Source organism: Raoultella sp. T31, assembly GCF_002806725.1.
Classification (GTDB): Bacteria; Pseudomonadota; Gammaproteobacteria; order Enterobacterales; family Enterobacteriaceae; genus Klebsiella; species Klebsiella electrica.
Window position 1 is genome coordinate 66,909 of record NZ_PIBO01000017.1, and the last position, 21,509, is coordinate 88,417.

At 55.8% G+C, this 21,509-nt stretch carries 21 protein-coding genes and 2 pseudogenes; 13 read left to right on the forward strand and 10 right to left on the reverse strand.

All coding sequences use genetic code 11. From position 1 onward, the window contains the following. Positions 1–11: 11 nt before the first annotated feature. Positions 12–1,349, reverse strand: coding sequence for a D-serine transporter DsdX (dsdX, locus tag CWM52_RS13700; RefSeq protein ID WP_100684608.1), 1,338 nt, complete (start codon positions 1,347–1,349; stop codon positions 12–14). A 225-nt stretch (positions 1,350–1,574) separates the two neighbouring features. Between dsdX and dsdC the strand changes: the two genes are divergently transcribed. Then, positions 1,575–2,501, forward strand: a complete 927-nt coding sequence (gene dsdC / locus CWM52_RS13705; RefSeq protein WP_100684609.1) for a DNA-binding transcriptional regulator DsdC — start codon at positions 1,575–1,577, stop codon at positions 2,499–2,501. An 86-nt stretch (positions 2,502–2,587) separates the two neighbouring features. Here the strand turns inward: dsdC and emrD are convergent, their stop codons facing one another. The 4 genes and pseudogenes from emrD to tisB all read right to left on the reverse strand — a co-directional run. After that, a complete protein-coding gene (gene emrD / locus CWM52_RS13710; RefSeq protein WP_100684610.1) occupies positions 2,588–3,772 on the reverse strand; it encodes a multidrug efflux MFS transporter EmrD in 1,185 nt (394 codons plus the stop codon). Between the two features lie 175 nt (positions 3,773–3,947). Then, positions 3,948–4,781 carry a DMT family transporter gene (locus tag CWM52_RS13715; protein WP_100684611.1) on the reverse strand — a complete coding sequence of 278 codons (834 nt, stop codon included), beginning with the start codon at positions 4,779–4,781 and terminating at the stop codon, positions 3,948–3,950. Between the two features lie 69 nt (positions 4,782–4,850). Further along, positions 4,851–5,297 (reverse strand): GNAT family N-acetyltransferase, encoded by a 447-nt coding sequence (locus tag CWM52_RS13720; RefSeq protein WP_100684612.1) that lies wholly within the window; start codon positions 5,295–5,297, stop codon positions 4,851–4,853. A gap of 90 nt (positions 5,298–5,387) precedes the next feature. Further along, a pseudogene (gene tisB / locus CWM52_RS13725) lies at positions 5,388–5,502 on the reverse strand (type I toxin-antitoxin system toxin TisB); the annotation flags it as partial. A gap of 549 nt (positions 5,503–6,051) precedes the next feature. Between tisB and ivbL the strand changes: the two are divergent. The 3 genes from ivbL to ilvN all read left to right on the forward strand — a co-directional run bounded on the left by ivbL (position 6,052) and on the right by ilvN (position 8,231). Then, on the forward strand, positions 6,052–6,147 hold the full coding sequence (ivbL, locus tag CWM52_RS13730) for an ilvB operon leader peptide IvbL (RefSeq protein WP_100684613.1): 96 nt from the start codon (positions 6,052–6,054) through the stop codon (positions 6,145–6,147). Between the two features lie 101 nt (positions 6,148–6,248). Beyond that, positions 6,249–7,937: an acetolactate synthase large subunit gene (gene ilvB / locus CWM52_RS13735; RefSeq protein ID WP_100684614.1), complete on the forward strand. Its 1,689-nt coding sequence runs from the start codon at positions 6,249–6,251 to the stop codon at positions 7,935–7,937. A gap of 3 nt (positions 7,938–7,940) precedes the next feature. Continuing rightward, positions 7,941–8,231, forward strand: coding sequence for an acetolactate synthase small subunit (ilvN, locus tag CWM52_RS13740; RefSeq protein WP_004869110.1), 291 nt, complete (start codon positions 7,941–7,943; stop codon positions 8,229–8,231). Between the two features lie 146 nt (positions 8,232–8,377). Here the strand turns inward: ilvN and CWM52_RS13745 are convergent, their stop codons facing one another. Next, positions 8,378–9,169: a DeoR family transcriptional regulator gene (locus tag CWM52_RS13745; protein ID WP_100684615.1), complete on the reverse strand. Its 792-nt coding sequence runs from the start codon at positions 9,167–9,169 to the stop codon at positions 8,378–8,380. 335 nt (positions 9,170–9,504) lie between these two features. Between CWM52_RS13745 and rbsK the strand changes: the two genes are divergently transcribed. From rbsK to uhpT, 7 genes are all read left to right on the forward strand, one after another. Continuing rightward, entirely contained in the window at positions 9,505–10,425 is a 921-nt protein-coding gene (gene rbsK / locus CWM52_RS13750) for a ribokinase (RefSeq protein WP_100684616.1), read from the forward strand. 27 nt (positions 10,426–10,452) lie between these two features. Beyond that, complete coding sequence (gene fucP / locus CWM52_RS13755) at positions 10,453–11,769, forward strand: L-fucose:H+ symporter permease (RefSeq protein WP_100684617.1); 1,317 nt, start codon at positions 10,453–10,455, stop codon at positions 11,767–11,769. An 11-nt stretch (positions 11,770–11,780) separates the two neighbouring features. Further along, complete coding sequence (locus CWM52_RS13760; protein ID WP_100684618.1) at positions 11,781–12,794, forward strand: aldose 1-epimerase family protein; 1,014 nt, start codon at positions 11,781–11,783, stop codon at positions 12,792–12,794. An 82-nt stretch (positions 12,795–12,876) separates the two neighbouring features. Beyond that, positions 12,877–13,470, forward strand: a complete 594-nt coding sequence (gene uhpA / locus CWM52_RS13765) for a transcriptional regulator UhpA (RefSeq protein ID WP_100684619.1) — start codon at positions 12,877–12,879, stop codon at positions 13,468–13,470. A gap of 17 nt (positions 13,471–13,487) precedes the next feature. Next, positions 13,488–14,969 carry a signal transduction histidine-protein kinase/phosphatase UhpB gene (uhpB, locus tag CWM52_RS13770; protein ID WP_165785395.1) on the forward strand — a complete coding sequence of 494 codons (1,482 nt, stop codon included), beginning with the start codon at positions 13,488–13,490 and terminating at the stop codon, positions 14,967–14,969. A 9-nt stretch (positions 14,970–14,978) separates the two neighbouring features. Further along, positions 14,979–16,307, forward strand: coding sequence for an MFS transporter (locus tag CWM52_RS13775; protein WP_100684621.1), 1,329 nt, complete (start codon positions 14,979–14,981; stop codon positions 16,305–16,307). A gap of 141 nt (positions 16,308–16,448) precedes the next feature. Then, positions 16,449–17,840, forward strand: coding sequence for a hexose-6-phosphate:phosphate antiporter (uhpT, locus tag CWM52_RS13780; RefSeq protein WP_100684622.1), 1,392 nt, complete (start codon positions 16,449–16,451; stop codon positions 17,838–17,840). A 65-nt stretch (positions 17,841–17,905) separates the two neighbouring features. On the opposite strand, the pseudogene CWM52_RS27150 reads toward uhpT, so the two are convergent. The 3 genes and pseudogenes from CWM52_RS27150 to CWM52_RS13795 all read right to left on the reverse strand — a co-directional run. After that, positions 17,906–18,028: pseudogene (locus tag CWM52_RS27150) on the reverse strand (type VI secretion system tube protein Hcp); the annotation flags it as partial. 2 nt (positions 18,029–18,030) lie between these two features. After that, positions 18,031–18,360, reverse strand: coding sequence for a putative T6SS immunity periplasmic lipoprotein (locus CWM52_RS27155; protein WP_100684623.1), 330 nt, complete (start codon positions 18,358–18,360; stop codon positions 18,031–18,033). Next, entirely contained in the window at positions 18,357–18,917 is a 561-nt protein-coding gene (locus tag CWM52_RS13795) for a type IV secretion protein Rhs (RefSeq protein WP_100684624.1), read from the reverse strand. Before CWM52_RS13795 ends, CWM52_RS27155 begins: the two co-directional genes overlap by 4 nt. A 492-nt stretch (positions 18,918–19,409) precedes the next feature. Between CWM52_RS13795 and CWM52_RS13800 the strand changes: the two genes are divergently transcribed. Then, the gene (locus CWM52_RS13800) at positions 19,410–19,862 is read left to right on the forward strand and encodes a DUF1198 family protein (protein ID WP_100684625.1); all 453 of its coding nucleotides are present in this window, start codon (positions 19,410–19,412) and stop codon (positions 19,860–19,862) included. A 177-nt stretch (positions 19,863–20,039) separates the two neighbouring features. Beyond that, a complete protein-coding gene (nepI, locus tag CWM52_RS13805; protein ID WP_100684626.1) occupies positions 20,040–21,227 on the forward strand; it encodes a purine ribonucleoside efflux pump NepI in 1,188 nt (395 codons plus the stop codon). Between the two features lie 112 nt (positions 21,228–21,339). Here nepI and CWM52_RS13810 read toward each other — a convergent pair. Continuing rightward, positions 21,340–21,509: carbohydrate porin (locus CWM52_RS13810; RefSeq protein WP_165785392.1), on the reverse strand; the 170-nt coding region annotated here is incomplete at its 5' end.

Sequence of the window (21,509 nt, forward strand, 5' to 3'; positions counted from 1 at the left end):
TCTCTTTGCGCTCAGATGATGAAAGAAAGCAGGAATGTGCAGGCTAGTGCAAGTAAGGATGCGATAAATGTAGCCGTTGTATAGTATTTGAACGTCTCGCTCAGGCTCGCACCGCAGTATTGTTTAACCAGCCAGAACAGGGAATCGGTAACGATTGTGCAGCCAATTGCGCCGGAACCAATGGCAATGGCGATGATCTCCGGGCTAACGCCAGGGTAGAGCGGCAGCATCGGCGCCACGATGGCCGTAGCCCCCATCATGGCGACGGTGGCAGAACCGACCGCCGCATGCAGAATCAGCGCCACCAGCCAGGCCAGCAGAATCGGGTGCATATGCATGCCGGACAGAATCACCGCCAGTGAATCGGCCAGGCCGCTGGTTTTCAGGACCGCGTTGAACGCGCCGCCTGCGCCGATAATCAGCAGGATATTGGCAATGGAGCCAAAGCCCTTTTCGGTATGGCTCAGCAGCGTAGCCATCCCCATATTCTGCCGGATGCCGAGGACGTAGTAGGCCACGAAGACGGCGATAAACATGGCGGTAATCGGGTTGCCGATAAACTCCAGCAACATATACAGCGTGCCGGTTTTAGCCATATTCAGCTCGGCGATGGTTTTCACCAGCATCAGCGCGATCGGCAGCAAAATGGTCAGTAGCGTAGCGCCGAGCGACGGCAGCGTCTCTTCTTGACGAACTTCCAGATTGGCAAACTCAACAGGAACCGCTTTGAACGGCAGGCGGTTGCCCAGCAGCTTCAGGAACAGCGGGCCGCCAACCAGCGAGGCCATCAGCCCAACCAGCAAACCGTAGACAATCACGCTACCGATATCGGCGCCCAGCTTATTGGCGACGAACAGCGCGGCCGGGTGCGGCGGGACGACGCAGTGCACGGCCATTAACGCGGTGCACAGCGGAATCGCCAGCTTTAGCAGGGAGGTATGGGTCTTTTTAGCGATGGAAAAGGCCAGTGGGATCAGCAGCACGACGCCGACTTCGACAAACAGCGTAATCCCGCAAATCAGGCCAACCAGCACCATGATCACATCGACCGACAGCCAGCGGCAGCGCTGAAGCGTCAGGCCGATACGTTCGGCGGCGCCTGAGATCTCCATCATTTTGCCAAGAATGGTGCCGAGGCCGATCACCGCCGCCAGGAAACCGAGGGTTCCCCCGATGCCATTTTCAATGGCGTTGACCATGTCCAGCGGGCTCATCCCCATCATAGCGCCGACGAAGAAACTGGCTAACAGCAGCGCCAGAAAGGGGTGAAATTTCAGTTTTACGATAGTCAAAACAATCAACACGATGCTGATTAATAACGTGCTCACAACCCAAATCTGAGACTCCATACCCCACCTCGCCCGTAAATTAGATGGGGTCATTGAACAGAAAAACGTCATCGGCTGACAAACGATATAAATAGCGCTTCAGGTGAATTAGATTGAATCAAAGTGGTGATTAATGTCTAAAATTGTCTTTTATTTGCGCCATGAGTCACTTTTTTTCATCTTTAAACCCACGCAGGGCAACCATTTTTCTTACAATCAGCGCTAAACAATCAGGGGAATCGAACGATGGATGTCGCTAAAGAGATAGGTAACCGGCTGCTCAACGGCTGGCAACTGTCAAAGCTGTATACCTTTGAGGTCGCTGCGCGCCATGAATCTTTCGCCCTGGCGGCGGAAGAGCTATCGCTGACTCCCAGCGCAGTGAGCCACCGGATGAATCAGCTGGAGGAAGAGCTGGGTATTCAGCTTTTTGTGCGCTCTCATCGGAAAGTGGAGTTAACCCATGAGGGGCGGCGGGTGTTCTGGGCGCTGAAATCCTCGCTGGACAGCCTGAACCAGGAGATTCTGGATATCAAAAATCAGGAACTGTCAGGTACGCTGACCGTCTACTCACGCCCGTCGATAGCCCAGTGCTGGCTGGTACCGGCGCTCGGCGACTTTACCCGCCGCTATCCGTCGATATCGCTTACCGTCCTGACCGGCAACGATAATGTGAATATGCAGCGGGCGGGCATCGATCTGGCGCTCTATTTCGACGATCTGCCTTCATCACAATTAACCCACCATTATCTGATGGATGAAGCGATCGTACCGGTTTGCACGGCGGACTATGCCCGGCAGCATCAGCTCCAGCAAAACCCCGATAATCTGCAGCATTGCACCCTGCTGCACGATCGCCAGGCCTGGAGCAATGATTCCGGCACCGACGAATGGTTTAGCTGGGCGCAGCACTTTGGGGTTAATTTGCCGCAATCGTCGGGCATTGGCTTCGATCGTTCAGATTTGGCGGTGATTGCCGCGATGAACCATGTTGGCGTGGCGATGGGGCGTAAACGGCTGGTACAAAAGCGCCTGGCGAGCGGAGAACTGATTGCGCCCTTTGGCGAGATGACGTTGAAATGCCACCAGCACTACTATGTGACGACGTTAGCGGGGCGCCAGTGGCCGAAAATCGACGCGTTTATTCACTGGCTGCAAAGCCTGGTGCGCTGAGACCCCCGGTTGCGCTACGCTAACCGGGGCTACGGACGGTAGCCCGGTAAGGTAGATATGCCGCCATCCGGGGAAGGCGCCGGGCGCTAAACCGGCTGCTGGTGGCGGCTGAAACGCGAAGCCAGCGGCAGCCAGCACAGCAGAATCAGCAGGCCCATGAGCATCATCAATAACCCGAGGCTGCTTTGACCGGTCTGCGGCATCAGCGCCGAGAGCCAGGCCAGGACGCCGGAGCCGATGTTTTGCAGGCCGCCCACCAGCGCGCCTGCCGTGCCGGCAAGGAACGGGAAGGGTTCCATCGCGCCGCTGGTCGCTAGCGGGAACAGCATGCCGGCGCCAAAGAAAAACAGCGCCGCGGGCACCAGCAGCGTCCAGACGGTCATCACGCCCATCAGGCCTGGGATCCACATCATGATGCCCGCCAGCAGGCAGCAAATCACCGATTGCCACATCAGGGTTGAGAAGCGTTTATGCGGGCGTCCGGCAAACCAGGCACCGAAAAAAGCCGCCGGGATGGGCAGAATAAACAGAATACTCACCGCCATGCTGCTTAGATCCAGCACGGCGCCCATCAGCACGCCGGAACAGGCTTCGAATACGGCGATTCCGGCGAGGCCGCCAATCAGCATCAGCAGATAACAGTTGAACGCGGTATTGCCGAAAAGCGTTTTGTAACTGGTCGCCAGCCGGGAGCGCGGTGCGCCAGCCGGACGGGTTTCTGGCATCCAGCGCACCATGCTAAAGGTCACGCCCGCGCACAAAATCAGCAGGAAAGCGTAGCAGGCACGCCAGCTCCACAGCGTATTGAGGATACCGCCAAGCAGCGGTGCCAGCAGCGGGCTGACCAAAATACCCATATTTAACAGGCTGTTGGCATGTCTGAGCTGGGAGCCTTCATACAGATCGCGCGGCAGCGTGCGCGCCATGACTCCGCCGACGCCGGTTCCCATGCCCTGGATGGCGCTGGCGATAATCAGCACCGTCAGGCTGTGGGTGGTGATAGCCACCAGCGTCGCCAGCATAAAGATAGACATCCCGATGAGGATCACCGGCCGTCTTCCGGTGCGGTCGGACAGCGGGCCATAAAAGAGCTGAGAGACGCCATAGGTCAGCAAATAAGCCGCCATGACGCTCTGCACGGCCCCTTCGCGGGCGTTCAGCGAAATAGCCATATCGGCGATCGCCGGGATATAAATGGTCTGCGCCATCTGGCCGACGGCCACCAGCAGTACCAGCATCAACAACAAAGTGAAGTTCTTATGCCGTTTCATGTCGATGAATACTTCGTGAGTAGATATAAATGAAGAATATGTGACTGGCACATCCCGTAAACGATGGAGGAATCTACCACATAGAAATGACAGCACAACTATATGGCGATGACTGGAGAGGAATTTCAGGCAGGTTTTGTAAACAATAATCGGCAACAAATGTTGCCATTCTGCGTCAGGACAGACGCAGCAGGATAGCCCCCGCCGCAATGCCGCAGGCGGCGACGATTCGCAGGGCGATAAGCTTCTCTTTGAGCAGCACGAACGCGATGACGGCGCCGAATAAAATCGAGGTTTCTCGCAGCGCGGCCACCACCGCCAGCGGCGCCTGGGTCATCGCCCACAGCGCCAGACCGTATGATCCCATGGTACTCAGGCCGCCGATCGCGCCTTTTTTCCAGTGCTGACGCAGGTAGCGGCTGGCTTGCTGGCGACGAGCGACCATCGACCAGCTCAGCAGACAGCAGCCGTTCATCAAAAAGGACCACAGCGTGTAGCCCAGCGCCGTATCCGACAACCGCACGCCGGTACCATCAACCAACGTATAGCCGGCGATAAAACAGGCGTTGATCAGCGCGAGGGTGATGCCGTAGCCGGAGCGGGTCCGGCCGTTGCAGGCCATGGCGAGGATCGCCAGACAGATTACGCCAATCCCCGTCCATGCCAGCGGCGACAGCGTGTCGCCGAGGAACGCGACGCTAATCACCGCCACCAGCAGCGGCGCGGTGCCGCGCATCAATGGATAGGTCTGGCTCATGTCGGAGACCTGGTAGGTTTTGGCGACCAGAACGGTGTACACCACCTGCAATGCGCTGGAAAGCGCCAGATACGGCACGCTGGCCAGGGAGGGCTGCGGTGCGAAAGGCAAGGCCGCCAGGGCGATAAGCGCGGCAGAGCCGCTCACGCCAATCGCCGCGTACAGCTTATCTCCACTTGCTTTGACGATAGCATTCCAGCTGGCATGCAGCAGGGCGGCGAACAGCAGAACGCAGAAAACGGTTATCGTCATGGCAGGTGTGCGGGTGAGTGAGCGGGTCCTGGCACTGTAACACGGGGGTTATCACCCGACCAGCCGCGCTTAAAGCGAGCAGAACAGGCGATGAGTGACCCGCGGCTCATCATAAACCGGGCGAAACCCAAGCGATTCATAAAACGGCCACGCCGACGGTGGCGCGTGGGTGTTGAGAAAATCAAACCAGGTGCCGGAGTGGGTGATGACTGCCACCAGCAGCTGCTGGCCGATATTCTGCCGCCGGAAGGCGTCGCTGATATATAAATGGCGGATGCGCCCGGCTCGCAGCTGCGGGCTGAAGGGGTCAATATTCAGCCCGCAAACCCCCACCAGCTGCCCGGCGACAAAGGCGCCCAGCAGTTTTTCCCCAGGCGCGCTAAAGCGGTTTTTGCCGCTTTGCCAGTTCTCCGCCAGGCGGCGCAGCATATTGAAATGTTGGGCGAGGCTTTCACTGCGCAAAGCAATAAACCCGGGGTCGTCGGGCGTGGTGGCGGCAATCAACAGCGGTGGCATGAGTTTCTCCAGTAAGTCAGCACAATGTTAATGGGAACCGCCTGTAGAGGGGCGGTTTCCCGCCCCTCCCAGGTGCGACTTGAACCTGAATCAGCGTAACTGTTTCAGGACGGCATCAAGCAGTTGCAACACGGCAACCATGAGTTTCAGGATAAGAACAACAATATCCACGGCACCCATACGCGTCTCCTCTGGTACAGGAGCACGACCGGCTGGCGTACCTTTCCGCCGCCTGTTGCCAGCCAGGGTATACGCCGCCTGCCGGGACACGTTGCCGTGGCTGACAGGCATTAGCGTATTTGTTGACGTAACACAGTGTGCTCTCTCTCGGGGTTAAGGCGCTGACGGCACCACCCGTTTCAGCCAGGACTTTATTGCGCCGGTGATACATGCGGCCCCGAATGACACAACGCGTACATTTTCAGTATAAACAAATACTGTATATATAAACAGTATTTTCTCGACAAAATGGCGCTCGCCATCCATACTCTACTTTGGCAAAAACCGGGGTGAAAATTGCGTGAACGTCCGCGCGCGCGTATACTTTCAGCGTTGACGTAATACAGTGTACTTGCGGTTACCAGCCGTAAAATGCTGAGAAAAACCTCGCTCCGGCGGGGTTTTTTGTTTTTTCGACCGCTCAGAAATTGTGATCCTTCACACAAATCCTCGTGGATGAAAATAAATCCGTTGTTTAATCGCGGCAGCTGTGTTTGTATAAATTCAGTTAAATTTTCGACACAACAGGTCCCTAATGAACGCTGCCACTCTGACTTCGACCCTACTAAAAACCGCGCCTGCCGCGGTGGTCGTCGTGTCTGTGGTGGTCGTCGTCGGCAACGCGCCGTAGGGTCCGGAACAACACGATTCCAAACCCCGCCGGCGCAAACCGGGCGGGGTTTTTTTTCGACACTCGCCCGGTAAGTCGGCTCAAAATAAAAGGACTGGAGCATGGCAAGTTCGGGCACAACAGCAGAAAAAATGCGCTTTACCGGCGCGCAGTTAGTTATTCATTTACTGGAACGCCAGGGGATCACCACCGTTGCGGGCATCCCGGGCGGCTCAATCCTTCCCATCTATGACGCATTAAGCCAAAGCACGCAGATTCGCCACGTTCTGGCGCGTCACGAGCAGGGGGCGGGCTTTATCGCTCAGGGGATGGCGCGTACTGAGGGCAAACCGGCGGTCTGTATGGCCTGTAGCGGCCCGGGCGCCACCAACCTGATCACCGCCATCGCCGATGCGCGTCTGGACTCGATTCCACTGGTGTGCATTACCGGCCAGGTTCCGGCATCGATGATCGGGACCGACGCGTTCCAGGAAGTCGACACCTACGGTATCTCTATCCCCATCACTAAACATAACTACCTGGTCCGCGATATTGCCGAACTGCCGCAGGTGATGAGCGACGCTTTCCGCATTGCTCAGTCCGGCCGCCCGGGCCCGGTGTGGATAGATATTCCTAAGGATGTGCAGGCGGCGACCATCGAGCTGGAGGTGTTACCGGAGCCGGGCATGCGCACCGCGCCGCCGACATTTGACCGCGCCAGCGTCCACGATGCGGCGGCGATGATCAATGCGGCTAAACGCCCGGTACTTTATCTGGGCGGCGGGGTGATTAATGCTCCTGAGCAGGTGCGTGCGCTGGCGGAAAAAGCGAACCTGCCTACCACCATGACCCTGATGGCGCTGGGGATGCTGCCGAAGGCGCATCCGCTGTCGCTGGGCATGCTGGGGATGCACGGCGCGCGTAGCACCAACTTTATTCTGCAGGAAGCGGATTTACTGATTGTTTTAGGCGCGCGTTTTGATGACCGGGCGATTGGCAAAACCGAGCAGTTCTGCCCGAATGCGAAAATTATTCACGTCGATATCGACCGTTCCGAGCTGGGTAAAATTAAGCAACCGCACGTGGCGATTCAAGGGGATGTGGCCGATGTTCTGGCGCAGCTGACGCCGCAGGTCGCCGCCCAGCCGCGCGACGAGTGGCGCCAGCTGGTGGCGGATCTGCAGCGCGAGTTCCCTTCCCCGATTCCGCACGAGAGCGACCCGCTCACCCATTATGGCCTGATCAACGCCGTTGCCGCCTGCGTTAACGATGAGGCGATCGTCACCACCGACGTCGGTCAGCATCAGATGTGGGTCGCCCAGGCGTATCCGCTGAATCGCCCGCGTCAATGGCTGACTTCCGGTGGGCTGGGAACCATGGGATTCGGTCTGCCGGCAGCGGTCGGTGCGGCGCTGGCTAATCCACAGCGCAAAGTCATCTGCTTTTCCGGCGACGGCAGCCTGATGATGAACATCCAGGAGATGGCCACCGCGGCGGAAAACCAGCTGGATGTGAAAATCATCCTGATGAATAACGAAGCGCTGGGGCTGGTCTATCAGCAGCAGAGCCTGTTTTATCAGCAGGGGGTATTTGCCGCGACCTATCCCGGAATGATTAACTTTATGCAGATTGCCGCCGGCTTTGGCCTGCAAACCTGCGATTTAAATCACGAAGCCGATCCGCAGGCAGCGCTGCAGGCGATCATCGATCGTCCCGGTCCGGCGCTGATTCATGTGCGCATTGATGCGGAAGAGAAAGTCTATCCGATGGTTCCGCCGGGAGCGGCAAATACAGAAATGGTGGGGGAATAAACCATGCAACAGCAGACTCATGACAACGTTATTCTGGAACTCACCGTCCGCAACCATCCGGGGGTGATGACCCACGTCTGTGGCCTGTTTGCCCGCCGCGCGTTTAACGTCGAAGGCATTCTTTGCTTGCCGATTCAGAACAGCAACCACAGCCGCATCTGGCTCTTGGTGAACGATGACCAGCGGCTGGGGCAGATGATCAGCCAGATTGAAAAACTGGAAGACGTGGAGAAGGTGGCGCGTAACCAGTCCGATCCTTCCATGTTTAATAAAATTGCCGTCTTCTTTGAGTAAGAGCCTGTCCCGTCAGGCGATTTGATTTGCCATCCTGGCTCTGGGCAGTGCTCCAAATCCTCACGTACTGCGTGTACGTGGCGGTTTTTGCGCTGTCCATGTCCAGACGGGCTGCAACAATCTACGTCTGGCGGGATGGCGCTAAGTTATTCGCTTTCAGAGTCCGGGGTGATGACTTTTACCGACCCGTTCCGGCAGTGCGCGGCATAGTCTGCCGGTAATGGGCGATCGCTTATCAGCACATCAAAGGCTGGCAGCGGCGCAATACTGGCAGGCGCAACATCGTCGAACAGCGCGTAGCGGGCGAGCAGGATTTTCCGCAGGCCGCGATCCATCGCTTGACGTTTGGTGGCGAGGTCGTCGGGATTAAACCAGCTGACGCCAAAATGTTCGTGAACGCCGCTGGCGGAGATAAACACTTTACGCGGATTGAGCGAATCCAGCGCTGAAGGGTTACTGGTATCGTAGAAGGCATCGCTCTTCGCCCGATAGGTGCCTCCGCATAAGATGGCGGTGGCGTTGGGCTTTTCATTTAAGGCCATAAACACCCGATGTGAATAGCAAATACCGGTAAAGATAATGTCATCGGGGATCATATTAATAACCAGCGGCATTTCGCTGCCGTTATCAAAAAAGACCAGGTCGTTTTCGCTGACCAGGCCGGCGGCGAGGATGGCAATCGGCAGATCGTCGCGATGATGGGCTGCTTTTGTCGCCTGTGCTGGCGTGACGGAAGGCGATGAGGGTTTGTTGACCATCACCACATAGCCGCCCAGCAGCGTAAGCGGCAGCGGTTCGTCGTTTTCCTGGCTGAGATCCCGGCGAATGGTCATTACAGAGACCTCCAGCATACGCGCGGCGTCTTTAAGATGGATGCGGTCGGTTTTCTTCAGCAGTTCCATCAGGCGACGTATACGTTCTTTTTGCTTGGTCTCCATTCACACTCTCCGTAATTCATGTGGCAAATGTTCTTTTGGTAACATTTTGTCCCTGCTGAAACATTATGCATTCACATTACTATACTGCGGCCACTGCAGAATTAAAAGCCTGATTGATCTCGTTTTTGTTAAAATAAATTCTTTATTTTCAGTTTGTTGTGTTGTTATTTTCAATGTTTGTTTTTCTTCATCTCACGATTCTTCACATTTCTCTGGTTGATAAATAAACATTAAATGATACTGCAATCGCGATCATGGTCACAAATGGTACTAAAGTAACATGATAATGTTACGATAATATCATTGTTATGTGATTGTTTCTGAGAGGTAGTAAAATGGATATCGCGGTTATTGGCTCCAACATGGTGGACCTCATTACCTACACCAACCAGATGCCGAAAGAGGGGGAAACCCTTGAGGCGCCGGCGTTCAAAATTGGCTGCGGCGGGAAAGGGGCCAACCAGGCCGTGGCGGCCGCTAAGCTCAATTCGAAAGTGCTGATGTTGACCAAGGTGGGAGATGATATCTTTGCGGATAACACAATTCGCAATCTTGAGTCCTGGGGCATCAATACCACCTATGTTGAGAAAGTCCCCTGCACCAGCAGTGGCGTAGCGCCGATCTTCGTGAATGCTAACTCCAGCAACAGCATTCTTATTATTAAGGGTGCCAACAAATTCCTCTCTCCTGAAGATATCGATCGCGCCGCCGAGGATTTAAAAAAATGCCAGCTGATTATTTTGCAGCTTGAGGTGCAACTGGAGACGGTTTACCACGCGATCGAATTTGGTAAAAAGCACGGTATTGAAGTGTTATTAAATCCGGCGCCAGCTCTGCGCGAATTAGATATGTCTTATGCCTGTAAATGTGATTTCTTTGTCCCCAACGAGACCGAGCTGGAAATATTAACCGGCCTGCCTGTAGATACTTACGATAATATTCGTATCGCCGCCCGCAGCCTTGTGGAAAAGGGCCTCAACAATATTATTGTGACCATGGGTGAGAAAGGCGCGCTGTGGATGACGCGCACTCAGGAAGTGCATGTCCCGGCCTTTAAAGTCAGCGCGGTAGATACCAGCGGCGCAGGCGATGCCTTTATCGGTTGTTTTGCTCATTATTACGTCCAGAGCGGAGATGTTGAATCCGCCATGAAAAAAGCCGTGCTCTTTGCCGCCTTTAGCGTCACCGGGAAAGGCACGCAATCGTCTTATCCCAGTATTGAGCAGTTTAATGAATATCTGTCGTTAAACGAATAATCACCCTGCACTGTAAAAGGTAGCACTATGAACGATAAAAACATCATTCAGATGCCTGACGGCTATCTGAACAAAACCCCTCTGTTCCAGTTTATTTTGTTATCCTGCTTATTCCCGTTATGGGGATGTGCTGCGGCTTTAAATGATATTTTAATTACGCAGTTTAAAAGCGTATTTGCATTAAGTAACTTTGCCTCCGCACTGGTCCAGAGTGCATTTTATGGCGGTTATTTTTTAATTGCGATTCCGGCGTCGTTAGTGATTAAAAACACCAGCTATAAGGTCGCTATTCTCACGGGGCTGACGCTGTATATCGTCGGTTGCACGCTCTTTTTCCCGGCATCGCACATGGCAACCTACACCATGTTCCTGGCCGCGATTTTCGCGATTGCCATCGGCCTGAGCTTTCTCGAGACGGCAGCGAACACCTACAGCTCGATGATTGGCCCGAAAAGCCATGCCACGCTGCGCCTGAACATCAGCCAGACTTTTTATCCGATTGGCGCGGCAGCCGGTATTTTGCTGGGTAAATATCTGGTCTTTTCCGATGGCGAAAGTCTGGAAAAACAGATGGCCGGCATGAATGCCGAGCAGATTCATAATTTTAAAGTTCTGATGCTGGAAAACACCCTTGAGCCTTACAAGTACATGATCATGGTGCTGGTGGTGGTCATGGTGCTGTTCCTGCTGACGCGCTTCCCGACCTGTAAAGTTGCGCAGACGGCGAACCACAAACGCCCGTCGGCGGCCGACACGCTGCGTTACCTGGCCTGCAACGCACGTTTTCGTCGCGGAATTGTCGCTCAGTTCTTGTATGTCGGTATGCAGGTCACCGTCTGGTCGTTCACCATTCGCCTTGCGCTGGAGCTGGGTGATATCAACGAGCGCGATGCCTCAACGTTTATGGTCTACAGCTTTGCCTGCTTCTTTATCGGTAAGTTTATCGCCAATATTTTAATGACCCGCTTCACGCCGGAAAAAGTGCTGATTCTCTACTCGGTTATCGGCGCGCTGTTCCTTGCGTATGTGGCGCTGGCGCCGAGCTTTAGCGCGGTCTACGTGGCGGTGCTGGTGAGCGTGTTATTCGGACCGTGCTGGGCAACCATCTATGCCGGTACGCTTGATACGGTAGATAACGAACACACCGAAATGGCCGGTGCGGTGATTGTGATGGCGATTATTGGCGCTGCCGTCGTCCCTGCGATTCAGGGCTTTGTGGCCGATATGTTCCACTCGCTGCAGGTCTCTTTCCTGGTGCCAATGCTGTGCTTCATCTACGTCGGCATCTATTTCTGGCGTGAATGCAAAGTCCGCCGTGCGCTGACTGAAGCGACGGTATCCTGAGGAGAATGCTGATGACGACACGCTTACCTTTATGGCGCTCGCTCTTTAGCGAGCAACCGCACACGCTGCTGGCGAATGATGACTTCACGGTAACGGCTTTCCGCTACGCCAGCGGCGTAGAGGGGCTGCGGGTAGAAAACGCGCGCGGCTATCTGGTGATTCTGCCATGGCTGGGGCAAATGATCTGGGATGCTGAGTTTGACGGCCACGATCTGACCATGCGCAATATGTTCAGCGAGCCGAAGCCGGCGGCGGAGGTAGTGGCTACCTACGGCTGCTTCGCTTTCCACTCAGGTCTGCTGGCGAACGGTTGCCCGTCGCCGCAGGATACCCACCCGCTGCATGGTGAAATGGCCTGCGCGACGATGGATGAAGCCTGGCTTGAACTGGAGGCAGACTGCCTGCGCGTGGTGGGGCGCTATGAATACGTGATGGGCTTTGGTCATCACTATGAGGCGCGGCCGACGGTGGCCTTACGGCGAGCCAGCGCGCTGTTTGATATCCAGATGACGGTGACCAATCTTGCCTCTGTCGCCATGCCGCTGCAGTACATGTGCCATATGAACTATGCCTATGTGGCGCAGGCGACCTTCAGCCAGAATATCCCGGATGAAGCGCTCTCGCTGCGCGGGTCGGTGCCGGCCCATGTACAGCCGACGGAATCGTGGCTGGCGTTCAATCAGCGTCTCCTGCAAGGCGAAGCCTCGCTGACCACGTTGTGTGAGCCTCAGTATTACGATCCGGAAATCGTCTTTTTTGCCGATAAGCTGGATCGCTACACCGACAGCCCGGAATTTCGCATGATAGCGCCGGATGGCACCACGTTTGTCACGCGGTTCTCCAGCACTGAGTTCAATTATGTTACCCGCTGGATCCTCTATAACGGCGATCAGCAGGTGGCGGCTTTTGCGCTGCCCGCCACCTGTCGGCCCGAGGGATTCCTCGCGGCTCAGCGTAATGGCAGCCTGATTGCGCTGGCGCCGCAGCAAACCCGGAGCTTCACGGTGACCACCGGTATCGCCTGAGGCGGATAATCCTGCGCAAGGCTTGAACAACAACGTGCTTATCGTTAAGGTAAGCGCGTTTTTTAACCTGCCAGGATACGCCATGACCACCATTGCCCTTATTGACGATCATCTTATCGTCCGCTCCGGATTTGCGCAGCTGCTGGGGCTGGAAGCCGATTTCCAGGTGGTCGCCGAATTTGGTTCCGCCCGCGAAGCGTTGAGCGGACTGCCTGGGCGCGGTGTACAGGTCTGTATTTGTGATATCTCGATGCCGGATATGTCAGGGCTTGAGCTGCTCAGCCAACTGCCAAAAGGCATGGCGACCATCATGCTCTCCGTCCACGATAGCCCGGCGCTGGTGGAACAGGCGCTGAATGCCGGCGCCCGCGGTTTTCTCTCCAAACGCTGTAGCCCGGATGAGCTGATCGCCGCGGTCAGAACGGTGGCGGCCGGCGGCTGTTACCTGACGCCGGATATCGCCATGAAGCTGGCGGCAGGCCGCCAGGACCCGCTCACCCGCCGCGAGCGGCAGGTCGCGGAAAAGCTGGCGCAGGGGATGGCGGTGAAAGAGATCGCCGCTGAGCTGGCATTGTCGCCAAAAACCGTGCATGTGCATCGCGCGAATTTGCTGGAAAAGCTGGGCGTCAGCAACGATGTTGAGCTGGCGCGGCGTATGTTCGATAGCTGGCAATGAGACCGTTACTCTCCCGGCTGCTTTCGGTGGCCGGCTGCTTCTGCATTTTCTCCGCCGCGTGGTTCTGCCTGTGGAGCATCAGCCTGCACCTGGTCGAACGGGCGGATCTTGCCGTTCTGCTGTTCCCCTTTGGTCTGCGGCTGGGTCTGATGCTTCAGTGCCCGCGCGGCTACTGGCCGGTGTTGCTGGGCGCTGAATGGCTGCTGATCTTCTGGCTGGCGCAGGAAGTGGCGCTGGCGCATCCGATAATATTGATGATCGGTAGCGTGCTGGCGCTGCTGCCGGTGGCGCTCATTTCGCGCTATCGTCACCAGCGCGACTGGCTCACATTGCTGCGGCAGGGGGCCGCGCTGATTGCCGCCGCGCTGCTGCAATCGCTGCCGTGGATGAGCGAAGGGAGCGACGGCCTGAACGCGCTGTTGCTGACGTTAACCGGCGGCCTGACGCTGGCTCCGACCTGTCTGGTTATCTGGCACTATCTCACCAGTACCGTCTGGCGACCGCTGGGGCCATCGCTGGTTTCACAGCCGATCAACTGGCGAGGGCGGCATCTGATCTGGTATCTGCTGCTGTTTAGCGTCAGCCTCTGGCTCCAGCTGGGACTGCCCACCGAACTGTCGCGTTTTACCCCTTTCTGCCTGGCGCTGCCGATCATCGCACTCGCCTGGCATTATGGCTGGCAGGGGGCGCTGATCGCCGCGCTGATGAACGCTATCGCGTTAATCGCCAGCCAGACCTGGCACGATCATCCGGTGGATTTGCTGCTCTCGCTGCTGGCGCAGAGCCTGACCGGGCTGCTGTTGGGCGCCGGGATTCAGCGTCTGCGCGAACTGAACCAGTCGCTGCAAAATGAACTGGCGCGCAACCAGCGGCTGGCGGAGCGGCTACTGGAAACCGAAGAGAGCGTGCGCCGGGACGTGGCGCGCGAACTGCATGATGACATCGGCCAGACCATTACCGCGATTCGCACTCAGGCCGGGATTGTGCAGCGTCTGGCGCCGGAAAACGGCGGCGTGAAACAGAGCGGCCAGCTTATTGAACAGCTTTCGCTCGGAGTTTACGACTCGGTTCGTCGCCTGCTGGGCCGCCTGCGTCCGCGTCAGCTCGACGACCTGCCCCTTGAACAGGCGGTACGTTCGCTGATGCGCGAAATGGAACTGGAAGAGAGCGGGATGATCAGCCATCTCGACTGGCGCATCGATGAGGCCGCCTTAAGCGAAAACCAGCGCGTGACGCTGTTTCGCGTCTGCCAGGAAGGGCTGAATAACATCGTTAAGCATGCCAGCGCCAGCGCGGTGACGCTGCAAGGCTGGCAGCAGGATGATCGGCTGATGCTGGTACTTGAGGATGATGGCTGCGGGCTGCCGCCGGGGACCGGGCAGCAGGGCTTTGGCCTGACCGGTATGCGCGAACGGGTGACGGCGCTGGGCGGCACGCTCACTATCTCCTGTACGCACGGCACCCGGGTCTGCGTCAGCCTGCCGCGCCGTTATGTTTGAGGAGTGATGATGCTGAGCTTTCTGAAATCCCCACCCGATGCCGATCCGATCGCCGATAAGCAGGCGCTGGATGAACGCTACCGCTACTGGCGGCGCCATATTCTGCTGACCATCTGGCTGGGCTATGCCCTGTTTTATTTCACGCGCAAAAGCTTTAACGCCGCGGTGCCGGAAATTCTCGCCAGCAACGTCCTGACCCGCAGCGATATTGGCCTGCTGGCGACGCTGTTTTACATCACCTACGGGCTGTCGAAGTTTTTCTCCGGCATCGTCAGCGACCGCTCCAACGCCCGCTATTTTATGGGCCTTGGACTCATTGCTACCGGGATAGTGAATATTCTGTTCGGCTTTTCCACTTCGCTATGGGCGTTTGCGCTGCTGTGGGCGCTGAACGCCTTTTTCCAGGGCTGGGGATCGCCGGTGTGCGCCCGTCTGCTGACGGCCTGGTATTCGCGTACCGAGCGCGGCGGCTGGTGGGCGCTGTGGAATACCGCGCATAACGTCGGCGGGGCGCTGATTCCGATGGTGGTCGGCGCGGCGGCGCTGCACTACGGCTGGCGGACCGGGATGATGATTGCCGGGACGCTGGCGATTCTCGCCGGGCTGTTCCTCTGCTGGCGGCTGCGCGATCGGCCGCAGGTTGTTGGGCTGCCCGCGGTGGGCGACTGGCGGCATGACGAGCTGGAGATTGCCCAGCAGCAGGAAGGGGCGGGGCTGACGCGCAAAGAGATCCTCACCAAATACGTGCTGCTGAACCCCTATATCTGGCTGCTGTCGCTGTGCTACGTGCTGGTCTACGTGGTGCGGGCGGCGATTAACGACTGGGGCAACCTGTATATGTCGGAGACGCTGGGCGTCGACCTGGTGACCGCCAATTCGGCGGTGACGATGTTCGAGCTGGGTGGTTTTATTGGCGCGCTGGTGGCAGGCTGGGGGTCGGATAAGCTGTTCAACGGCAACCGAGGGCCGATGAACCTGATTTTCGCCGCCGGTATTTTGCTCTCGGTCGGCAGTTTATGGCTGATGCCTTTCGCCAGCTATGTGATGCAGACCGCCTGCTTCTTTACCACCGGTTTCTTTGTGTTTGGCCCCCAGATGCTGATTGGTATGGCGGCGGCGGAGTGTTCCCACAAAGAAGCGGCGGGGGCGGCAACCGGATTTGTCGGGCTGTTTGCCTATCTCGGGGCGTCGCTTTCCGGCTGGCCGCTGGCGCAGGTCATGGAAATCTGGCACTGGAGCGGTTTTTTCGTGGTCATCGCTATTGCCGCCGGGATTTCCGCACTGCTGCTGCTGCCGTTTTTAAACGCTCAGGCGCCGAGAACCGCTCACGAAGCGTGACCTGTCTCTCCTTTTTACTCTGATTGGGACAAAACTAAGAAATTTTCCCGGTTCCGCCTGGACGCTGTCTCAGGCCAGCCGCGCCGCGGCTTTTTACAATGCCTGCCATTCGCAGGTATAAAAATTAGCCCGGAGTGTCCTATGCTGGCTTTTCTAAACCAGGTGCGCAAGCCGACCCTGGATCTGCCGCTCGACGTGCGGCGTAAAATGTGGTTCAAACCGTTCATGCAGTCCTATCTGGTGGTCTTCATCGGCTACCTGACGATGTATCTGATCCGCAAAAACTTTAACATCGCCCAGAACGACATGATCTCCACCTACGGGTTGAGCATGACCCAACTGGGGATGATTGGCCTTGGCTTCTCGATCACCTACGGCGTGGGTAAAACGCTGGTCTCCTACTATGCGGACGGTAAAAACACCAAGCAGTTCCTGCCGTTTATGCTGATTCTTTCCGCCATCTGTATGCTCGGCTTCAGCGCCAGTATGGGGGCCGGCTCAACCAGTCTGTTCCTGATGATCGCCTTCTATGCGCTGAGCGGTTTCTTCCAGAGCACCGGCGGTTCGTGTAGCTATTCAACCATTACCAAATGGACGCCACGTCGTAAGCGCGGCACCTTCCTCGGTTTCTGGAATATCTCTCACAACCTCGGCGGCGCGGGCGCGGCGGGCGTGGCGCTGTTCGGCGCGAACTATTTGTTCGACGGCCACGTCATCGGCATGTTCATCTTCCCGTCGATTATTGCGCTGATTGTCGGCTTTATCGGTCTGCGTTTTGGTAGCGACTCGCCGGAATCCTACGGCCTCGGCAACGCGGAAGAGCTGTTTGGCGAAGAGATCAGCGAAGAAGACAAAGAAACCGAAGAGAACGCCATGACCAAATGGCAGATTTTCGTCGAGTATGTGCTGAAAAACAAAGTCATTTGGCTGCTGTGCTTCTCCAACATTTTCCTTTATGTGGTGCGCATCGGTATCGATCAGTGGTCGACGGTCTATGCCTTCCAGGAGCTGAAGCTCTCCAAAGAGGTGGCGATTCAGGGCTTTACCCTGTTTGAAGTGGGCGCGCTGGTCGGAACGTTGCTGTGGGGCTGGCTGTCGGATCTGGCGAACGGCCGTCGTGCGCTGGTGGCCTGTATCGCGCTGGCGTTAATTATCGCGACCCTCGGGGTTTACCAGCATGCCAGCAACCAGTATGTCTACCTGATGTCGCTGTTTGCTTTAGGCTTCCTGGTGTTTGGTCCGCAGCTGCTGATCGGCGTTGCGGCGGTGGGCTTCGTCCCGAAAAAGGCCATTGGCGCGGCGGACGGCATCAAAGGCACCTTCGCTTACCTGATCGGCGACAGCTTTGCCAAACTGGGACTGGGGATGATTGCCGACGGCACGCCGGTCTTTGGCCTGACCGGCTGGGCCGGTACCTTTGCGGCGCTGGATGCGGCAGCTATCGGCTGTATCTGCCTGATGGCTATCGTCGCGGTGTTTGAAGAACGTAAAATTCGCCGCGAGAAGAAGAAACAAAGTTTGCAGACCGCCTGAGGCATCAGGTATTGGTAACGTTGCCCGGCCTTCCCGCCGGGCTTTTTTATGCCTGCTGTGCAAGCTTGCCTTACACCGTAGCTACTGTTCATGATTTCAATAGCGCCTTCTCTACCTGGCATCAGACAATCGCCTTTTACCTGAATTCCATTCCCATCATATAAAAATAAATACGCTGGTAATGACATTTTCATAATCTCCCGTCGTTATCAATAAAAAATGAATCTGTATACTGTTTGCCGTTTAGGCCATAATAGATGTTGTATTGATAACCATTTCTCAATTTAAATTTAAAACATGTGTTGGGGTAGGATGCATTTATTCCTTTATCGCTTTTAATAACTGTGTGGTTGCCTTTTGGATAATAGTAGATAGTGTAATATTCTAACGCGTCATTTTTATTTACACTAAAGCACAGAGTATCTCCATGAATGAAGATGCTACGCTGGGAAGGGCCCGGCTTACCTCCCGGACAACCGGAAAGAAGAATGATTAAAGGGAAAATGACGAGTCTTTTCATCCAGGGAATCCTTTCATGACGGATTTGTATTTATGAATTAAATCATAAAGAGATTTTTTTGATGTATAATCACGATATTCATATAACCCTCTGTTATTTTCGAAGCCATAATTAATCAATAGCCAATAATCACTGGCGATTGATGCCTGTTGCTCTAACCCGTAATGGAGGAAATCTGCTTTGTCCAGACTGTAGCTATAATCAGCGAAGCGAGAAAACAAACCTCTTGCCCTGACAAACATACCTTTTTGGGTTTGCCACGCATGAACCATTTCATGCATGAATCTATGTTTCTTTGCGAGATCTCGCTCTAATGAAAAATCTGGTGAATAGGTTTCTTCTCTGAACCATAATTCACCGTTGGGGGTCATGGCGACATCAACGGGTTGAAGGTTAAAGGGTAAGTAACTTTCACGGTGTACCCAAATCCGACTATAGTTAAGGCTTTCGCCAAAAAGCGTTTTCGCCAGAGCGATCTCACCAATTGTTAGTTGTCTTACGCCACCTGGGTTTATCGCCGTTCCTGATGTCGGCCTTATTCTTTCATCTACTGGCATTCAATATCTTCCTGGTCCATTATTGATATTTATATCGATACTACGCCTGAATTTAATGAGTAAGAAAAAGGAATTTACGCGAGGAATCTTAAAGTTACAGTAATTAGAGTGCGTTGAAGTTATTGCAGGCGCCACTGGCCAACATGTATTATTAGTGGCGTCAATATCAACGGCGGTGTGAAAAATAGTAAAAGAGAGCGTGTTATATAAGATATATAAATGAGTTGTTGAATGGCATATATAAATAGCATGGCAGGAATAAAACGCGTTCTGAAAACTAACAATGAGTTTTAATCGTTTCTCCCACCTGCCGCGGGCCGGTTTCTTGCTGCAATCCCCTCAGCCACCACGGATTTTAGCTGGTTAAAACCCCGCATGCGTAGGTCCGTCTTCATATCGTTTTTCCCTTTCTTCAGCTCATTAATCTGGCGCTGCCTGCTGTCGAGGCCGGGTGTTTCCCGCTATGATGAGCGGCTGATTTAAGGAGAACGTATGGTCTGGATAATGCTGGCAACGCTTGGCGTGGTGTTTGTGGTCGGATTTCGGGTGTTGACCTCTGATTCCCGCCGGGCGATCAAACGCTTAAACGAACGACTGGGGATCACGCCGGTTGCGATTGAGTCGATGATCGACCAGTTTGGTAAAACGGCTGGAACCGAGTTTATTCGCTACCTTGAGCGTCCTGATGAGGCCCATCTGCAGAATGCCGCGCAGGTGCTGCTGATCTGGCAGGTCTGTATTGTTGATGGCAGCGAAGAGAATCTGCTCAGCTGGCACCGCCTGCTGCGTAAAGCCCGGCTTGCCGCGCCGATAACCGATGCGCAAATCCGCCTGACGCTTGGCTTTATGCGCGAAATAGAGCCCGATCCGCATGAGCTAAACGCTTTCCAGCTGCGCTACAACCAGCTCTTCCTGCCGGAAGAGGGGGTATTTTATCTTCATTGATATCATGAGTTATTGTGTTACCCGTTCTGTCTCGTCGTTGAGTTTCTCCATGAGATACGCTGTGGCTATCTGATAGCGCGTTGTAATAAGAGAAAAGCTGTCAACGCGTTAAATTCGTCACAGTTTTGATGATAGACTGCGTGGCTTTTCCGCACGTTTTTAGCTTCAGGTGACGTCATGACAGAACATATCAGCACCACGAGTAAATCGCAGACCAAAGAGATTTCACGGCCAAACTGGTCGGCGGTCTTTGCGGTGGCCTTCTGCGTGGCCTGCCTGATTACCGTTGAGTTCCTGCCGGTAAGCCTGCTGACGCCGATGGCGCAGGATTTAGGTATTTCCGAGGGGATGGCCGGACAGTCGGTCACCACGACCGCGTTTGTGGCGATGTTTGCCAGCCTGTTTATTACGTCCGTTATCCGCACCACCGACCGTCGCTACGTGGTGATTCTGTTTTCCGTGCTGCTGACGCTCTCCTGCCTGCTGGTCTCCTTTGCCAACAGCTTTTGGCTGCTGCTGCTGGGTCGCGCCTGTCTGGGGCTGGCGCTGGGTGGCTTCTGGGCGATGTCGGCGTCGCTGACGATGCGCCTTGTTCCGACGCGGGTGGTGCCAAAAGCGCTGTCGGTTATCTTTGGCGCGGTGTCGATTGCGCTGGTTATTGCCGCGCCGTTGGGTAGCTTTCTGGGGGGCGTTATCGGCTGGCGTAACGTCTTTAATGCGGCGGCGGTGATGGGCGTGTTCTGTACGCTGTGGGTGTTGAAGGTGCTGCCCTCTTTACCCGGCGAAGCGCCGCATCAACAGCAAAATATGTTCAGTCTGCTGAAACGCCCCGGCGTGATGGCCGGGATGTGCGCCATTTTTATGGCCTTTGCCGGACAGTTTGCCTTCTTTACCTATATCCGCCCGGTCTATATGACTCTGGCCGGTTTTGATGTTGATGGCCTGACGTTAGTCTTGCTGAGTTTCGGCATTGCCAGCTTTATCGGTACCTCGCTGTCGTCGGTGATCCTCAAGCGCTCGGTGAAGGCGGCCTTAACGGCTGCTCCGCTGGTCCTGGCGACAAGCGCGACGGTGCTGGTGCTATGGGGGGAAAGTCAGGTGGTGGCGTCGGCGGTGGTGGTCATCTGGGGCTTTGCGTTTGCATTGATTCCGGTTGGGTGGTCAACGTGGATTACCCGCTCGCTCTCCGACCAGGCGGAAAAAGCCGGCTCGATCCAGGTGGCGGTCATTCAGCTGGCCAATACCTGCGGCGCGGCGGTAGGTGGCGTGGCGCTGGATCATCTTGGCCTGCTATCGCCGCTGGTGATTTCCGGCGCCTTGATGCTGTTGACCGGCCTGCTGGTGGCTGTCAAAGTCCGGGTGTAGTCGGGGCGCTCAAAACCCCGGCCGCATGACGCTGACCGGGGCAGGAGAGCGAACCTACGGGCATTAATCCCCAGCAAGTCGCCCGGGTCAGGCGGAGACCCGGGCGCTGATTTTAGAACCACGCCTCAAACATGCCGCCGACATTCAGCGAATCCAGCTGGTTGTCCTGGGTGCCGTTCACCTTCGCCGTGCGTTTGTTGTCGACCTGACCACCGGTGACGTAGAAACGCAGCATCGGACGGAACTCCGGCCCCATGCCGATGGCGATGTTCTGCGACAGCG

Excerpts from the sequence above, each read along its gene's own strand:
- CWM52_RS13720 (WP_100684612.1), bottom strand. The coding sequence starts at position 5,297 with ATGCCACCGCTGTTGATTGCCGCCACCACGCCCGACGACCCCGGGTTT.
- rbsK (WP_100684616.1), top strand. The coding sequence starts at position 9,505 with ATGGATATCGCGGTTATTGGCTCCAACATGGTGGACCTCATTACCTAC.
- dsdX (WP_100684608.1), bottom strand. The coding sequence starts at position 1,349 with ATGGAGTCTCAGATTTGGGTTGTGAGCACGTTATTAATCAGCATCGTG.
- CWM52_RS13800 (WP_100684625.1), top strand. The coding sequence starts at position 19,410 with ATGGTCTGGATAATGCTGGCAACGCTTGGCGTGGTGTTTGTGGTCGGA.
- ivbL (WP_100684613.1), top strand. The coding sequence starts at position 6,052 with ATGAACGCTGCCACTCTGACTTCGACCCTACTAAAAACCGCGCCTGCC.
- nepI (WP_100684626.1), top strand. The coding sequence starts at position 20,040 with ATGACAGAACATATCAGCACCACGAGTAAATCGCAGACCAAAGAGATT.
- CWM52_RS13715 (WP_100684611.1), bottom strand. The coding sequence starts at position 4,781 with ATGACGATAACCGTTTTCTGCGTTCTGCTGTTCGCCGCCCTGCTGCAT.
- CWM52_RS13745 (WP_100684615.1), bottom strand. The coding sequence starts at position 9,169 with ATGGAGACCAAGCAAAAAGAACGTATACGTCGCCTGATGGAACTGCTG.
- dsdC (WP_100684609.1), top strand. The coding sequence starts at position 1,575 with ATGGATGTCGCTAAAGAGATAGGTAACCGGCTGCTCAACGGCTGGCAA.
- CWM52_RS27155 (WP_100684623.1), bottom strand. The coding sequence starts at position 18,360 with ATGAAAAGACTCGTCATTTTCCCTTTAATCATTCTTCTTTCCGGTTGT.
- ilvN (WP_004869110.1), top strand. The coding sequence starts at position 7,941 with ATGCAACAGCAGACTCATGACAACGTTATTCTGGAACTCACCGTCCGC.
- CWM52_RS13775 (WP_100684621.1), top strand. The coding sequence starts at position 14,979 with ATGCTGAGCTTTCTGAAATCCCCACCCGATGCCGATCCGATCGCCGAT.
- uhpT (WP_100684622.1), top strand. The coding sequence starts at position 16,449 with ATGCTGGCTTTTCTAAACCAGGTGCGCAAGCCGACCCTGGATCTGCCG.
- ilvB (WP_100684614.1), top strand. The coding sequence starts at position 6,249 with ATGGCAAGTTCGGGCACAACAGCAGAAAAAATGCGCTTTACCGGCGCG.
- fucP (WP_100684617.1), top strand. The coding sequence starts at position 10,453 with ATGAACGATAAAAACATCATTCAGATGCCTGACGGCTATCTGAACAAA.
- CWM52_RS13795 (WP_100684624.1), bottom strand. The coding sequence starts at position 18,917 with ATGCCAGTAGATGAAAGAATAAGGCCGACATCAGGAACGGCGATAAAC.
- emrD (WP_100684610.1), bottom strand. The coding sequence starts at position 3,772 with ATGAAACGGCATAAGAACTTCACTTTGTTGTTGATGCTGGTACTGCTG.
- uhpA (WP_100684619.1), top strand. The coding sequence starts at position 12,877 with ATGACCACCATTGCCCTTATTGACGATCATCTTATCGTCCGCTCCGGA.
- CWM52_RS13760 (WP_100684618.1), top strand. The coding sequence starts at position 11,781 with ATGACGACACGCTTACCTTTATGGCGCTCGCTCTTTAGCGAGCAACCG.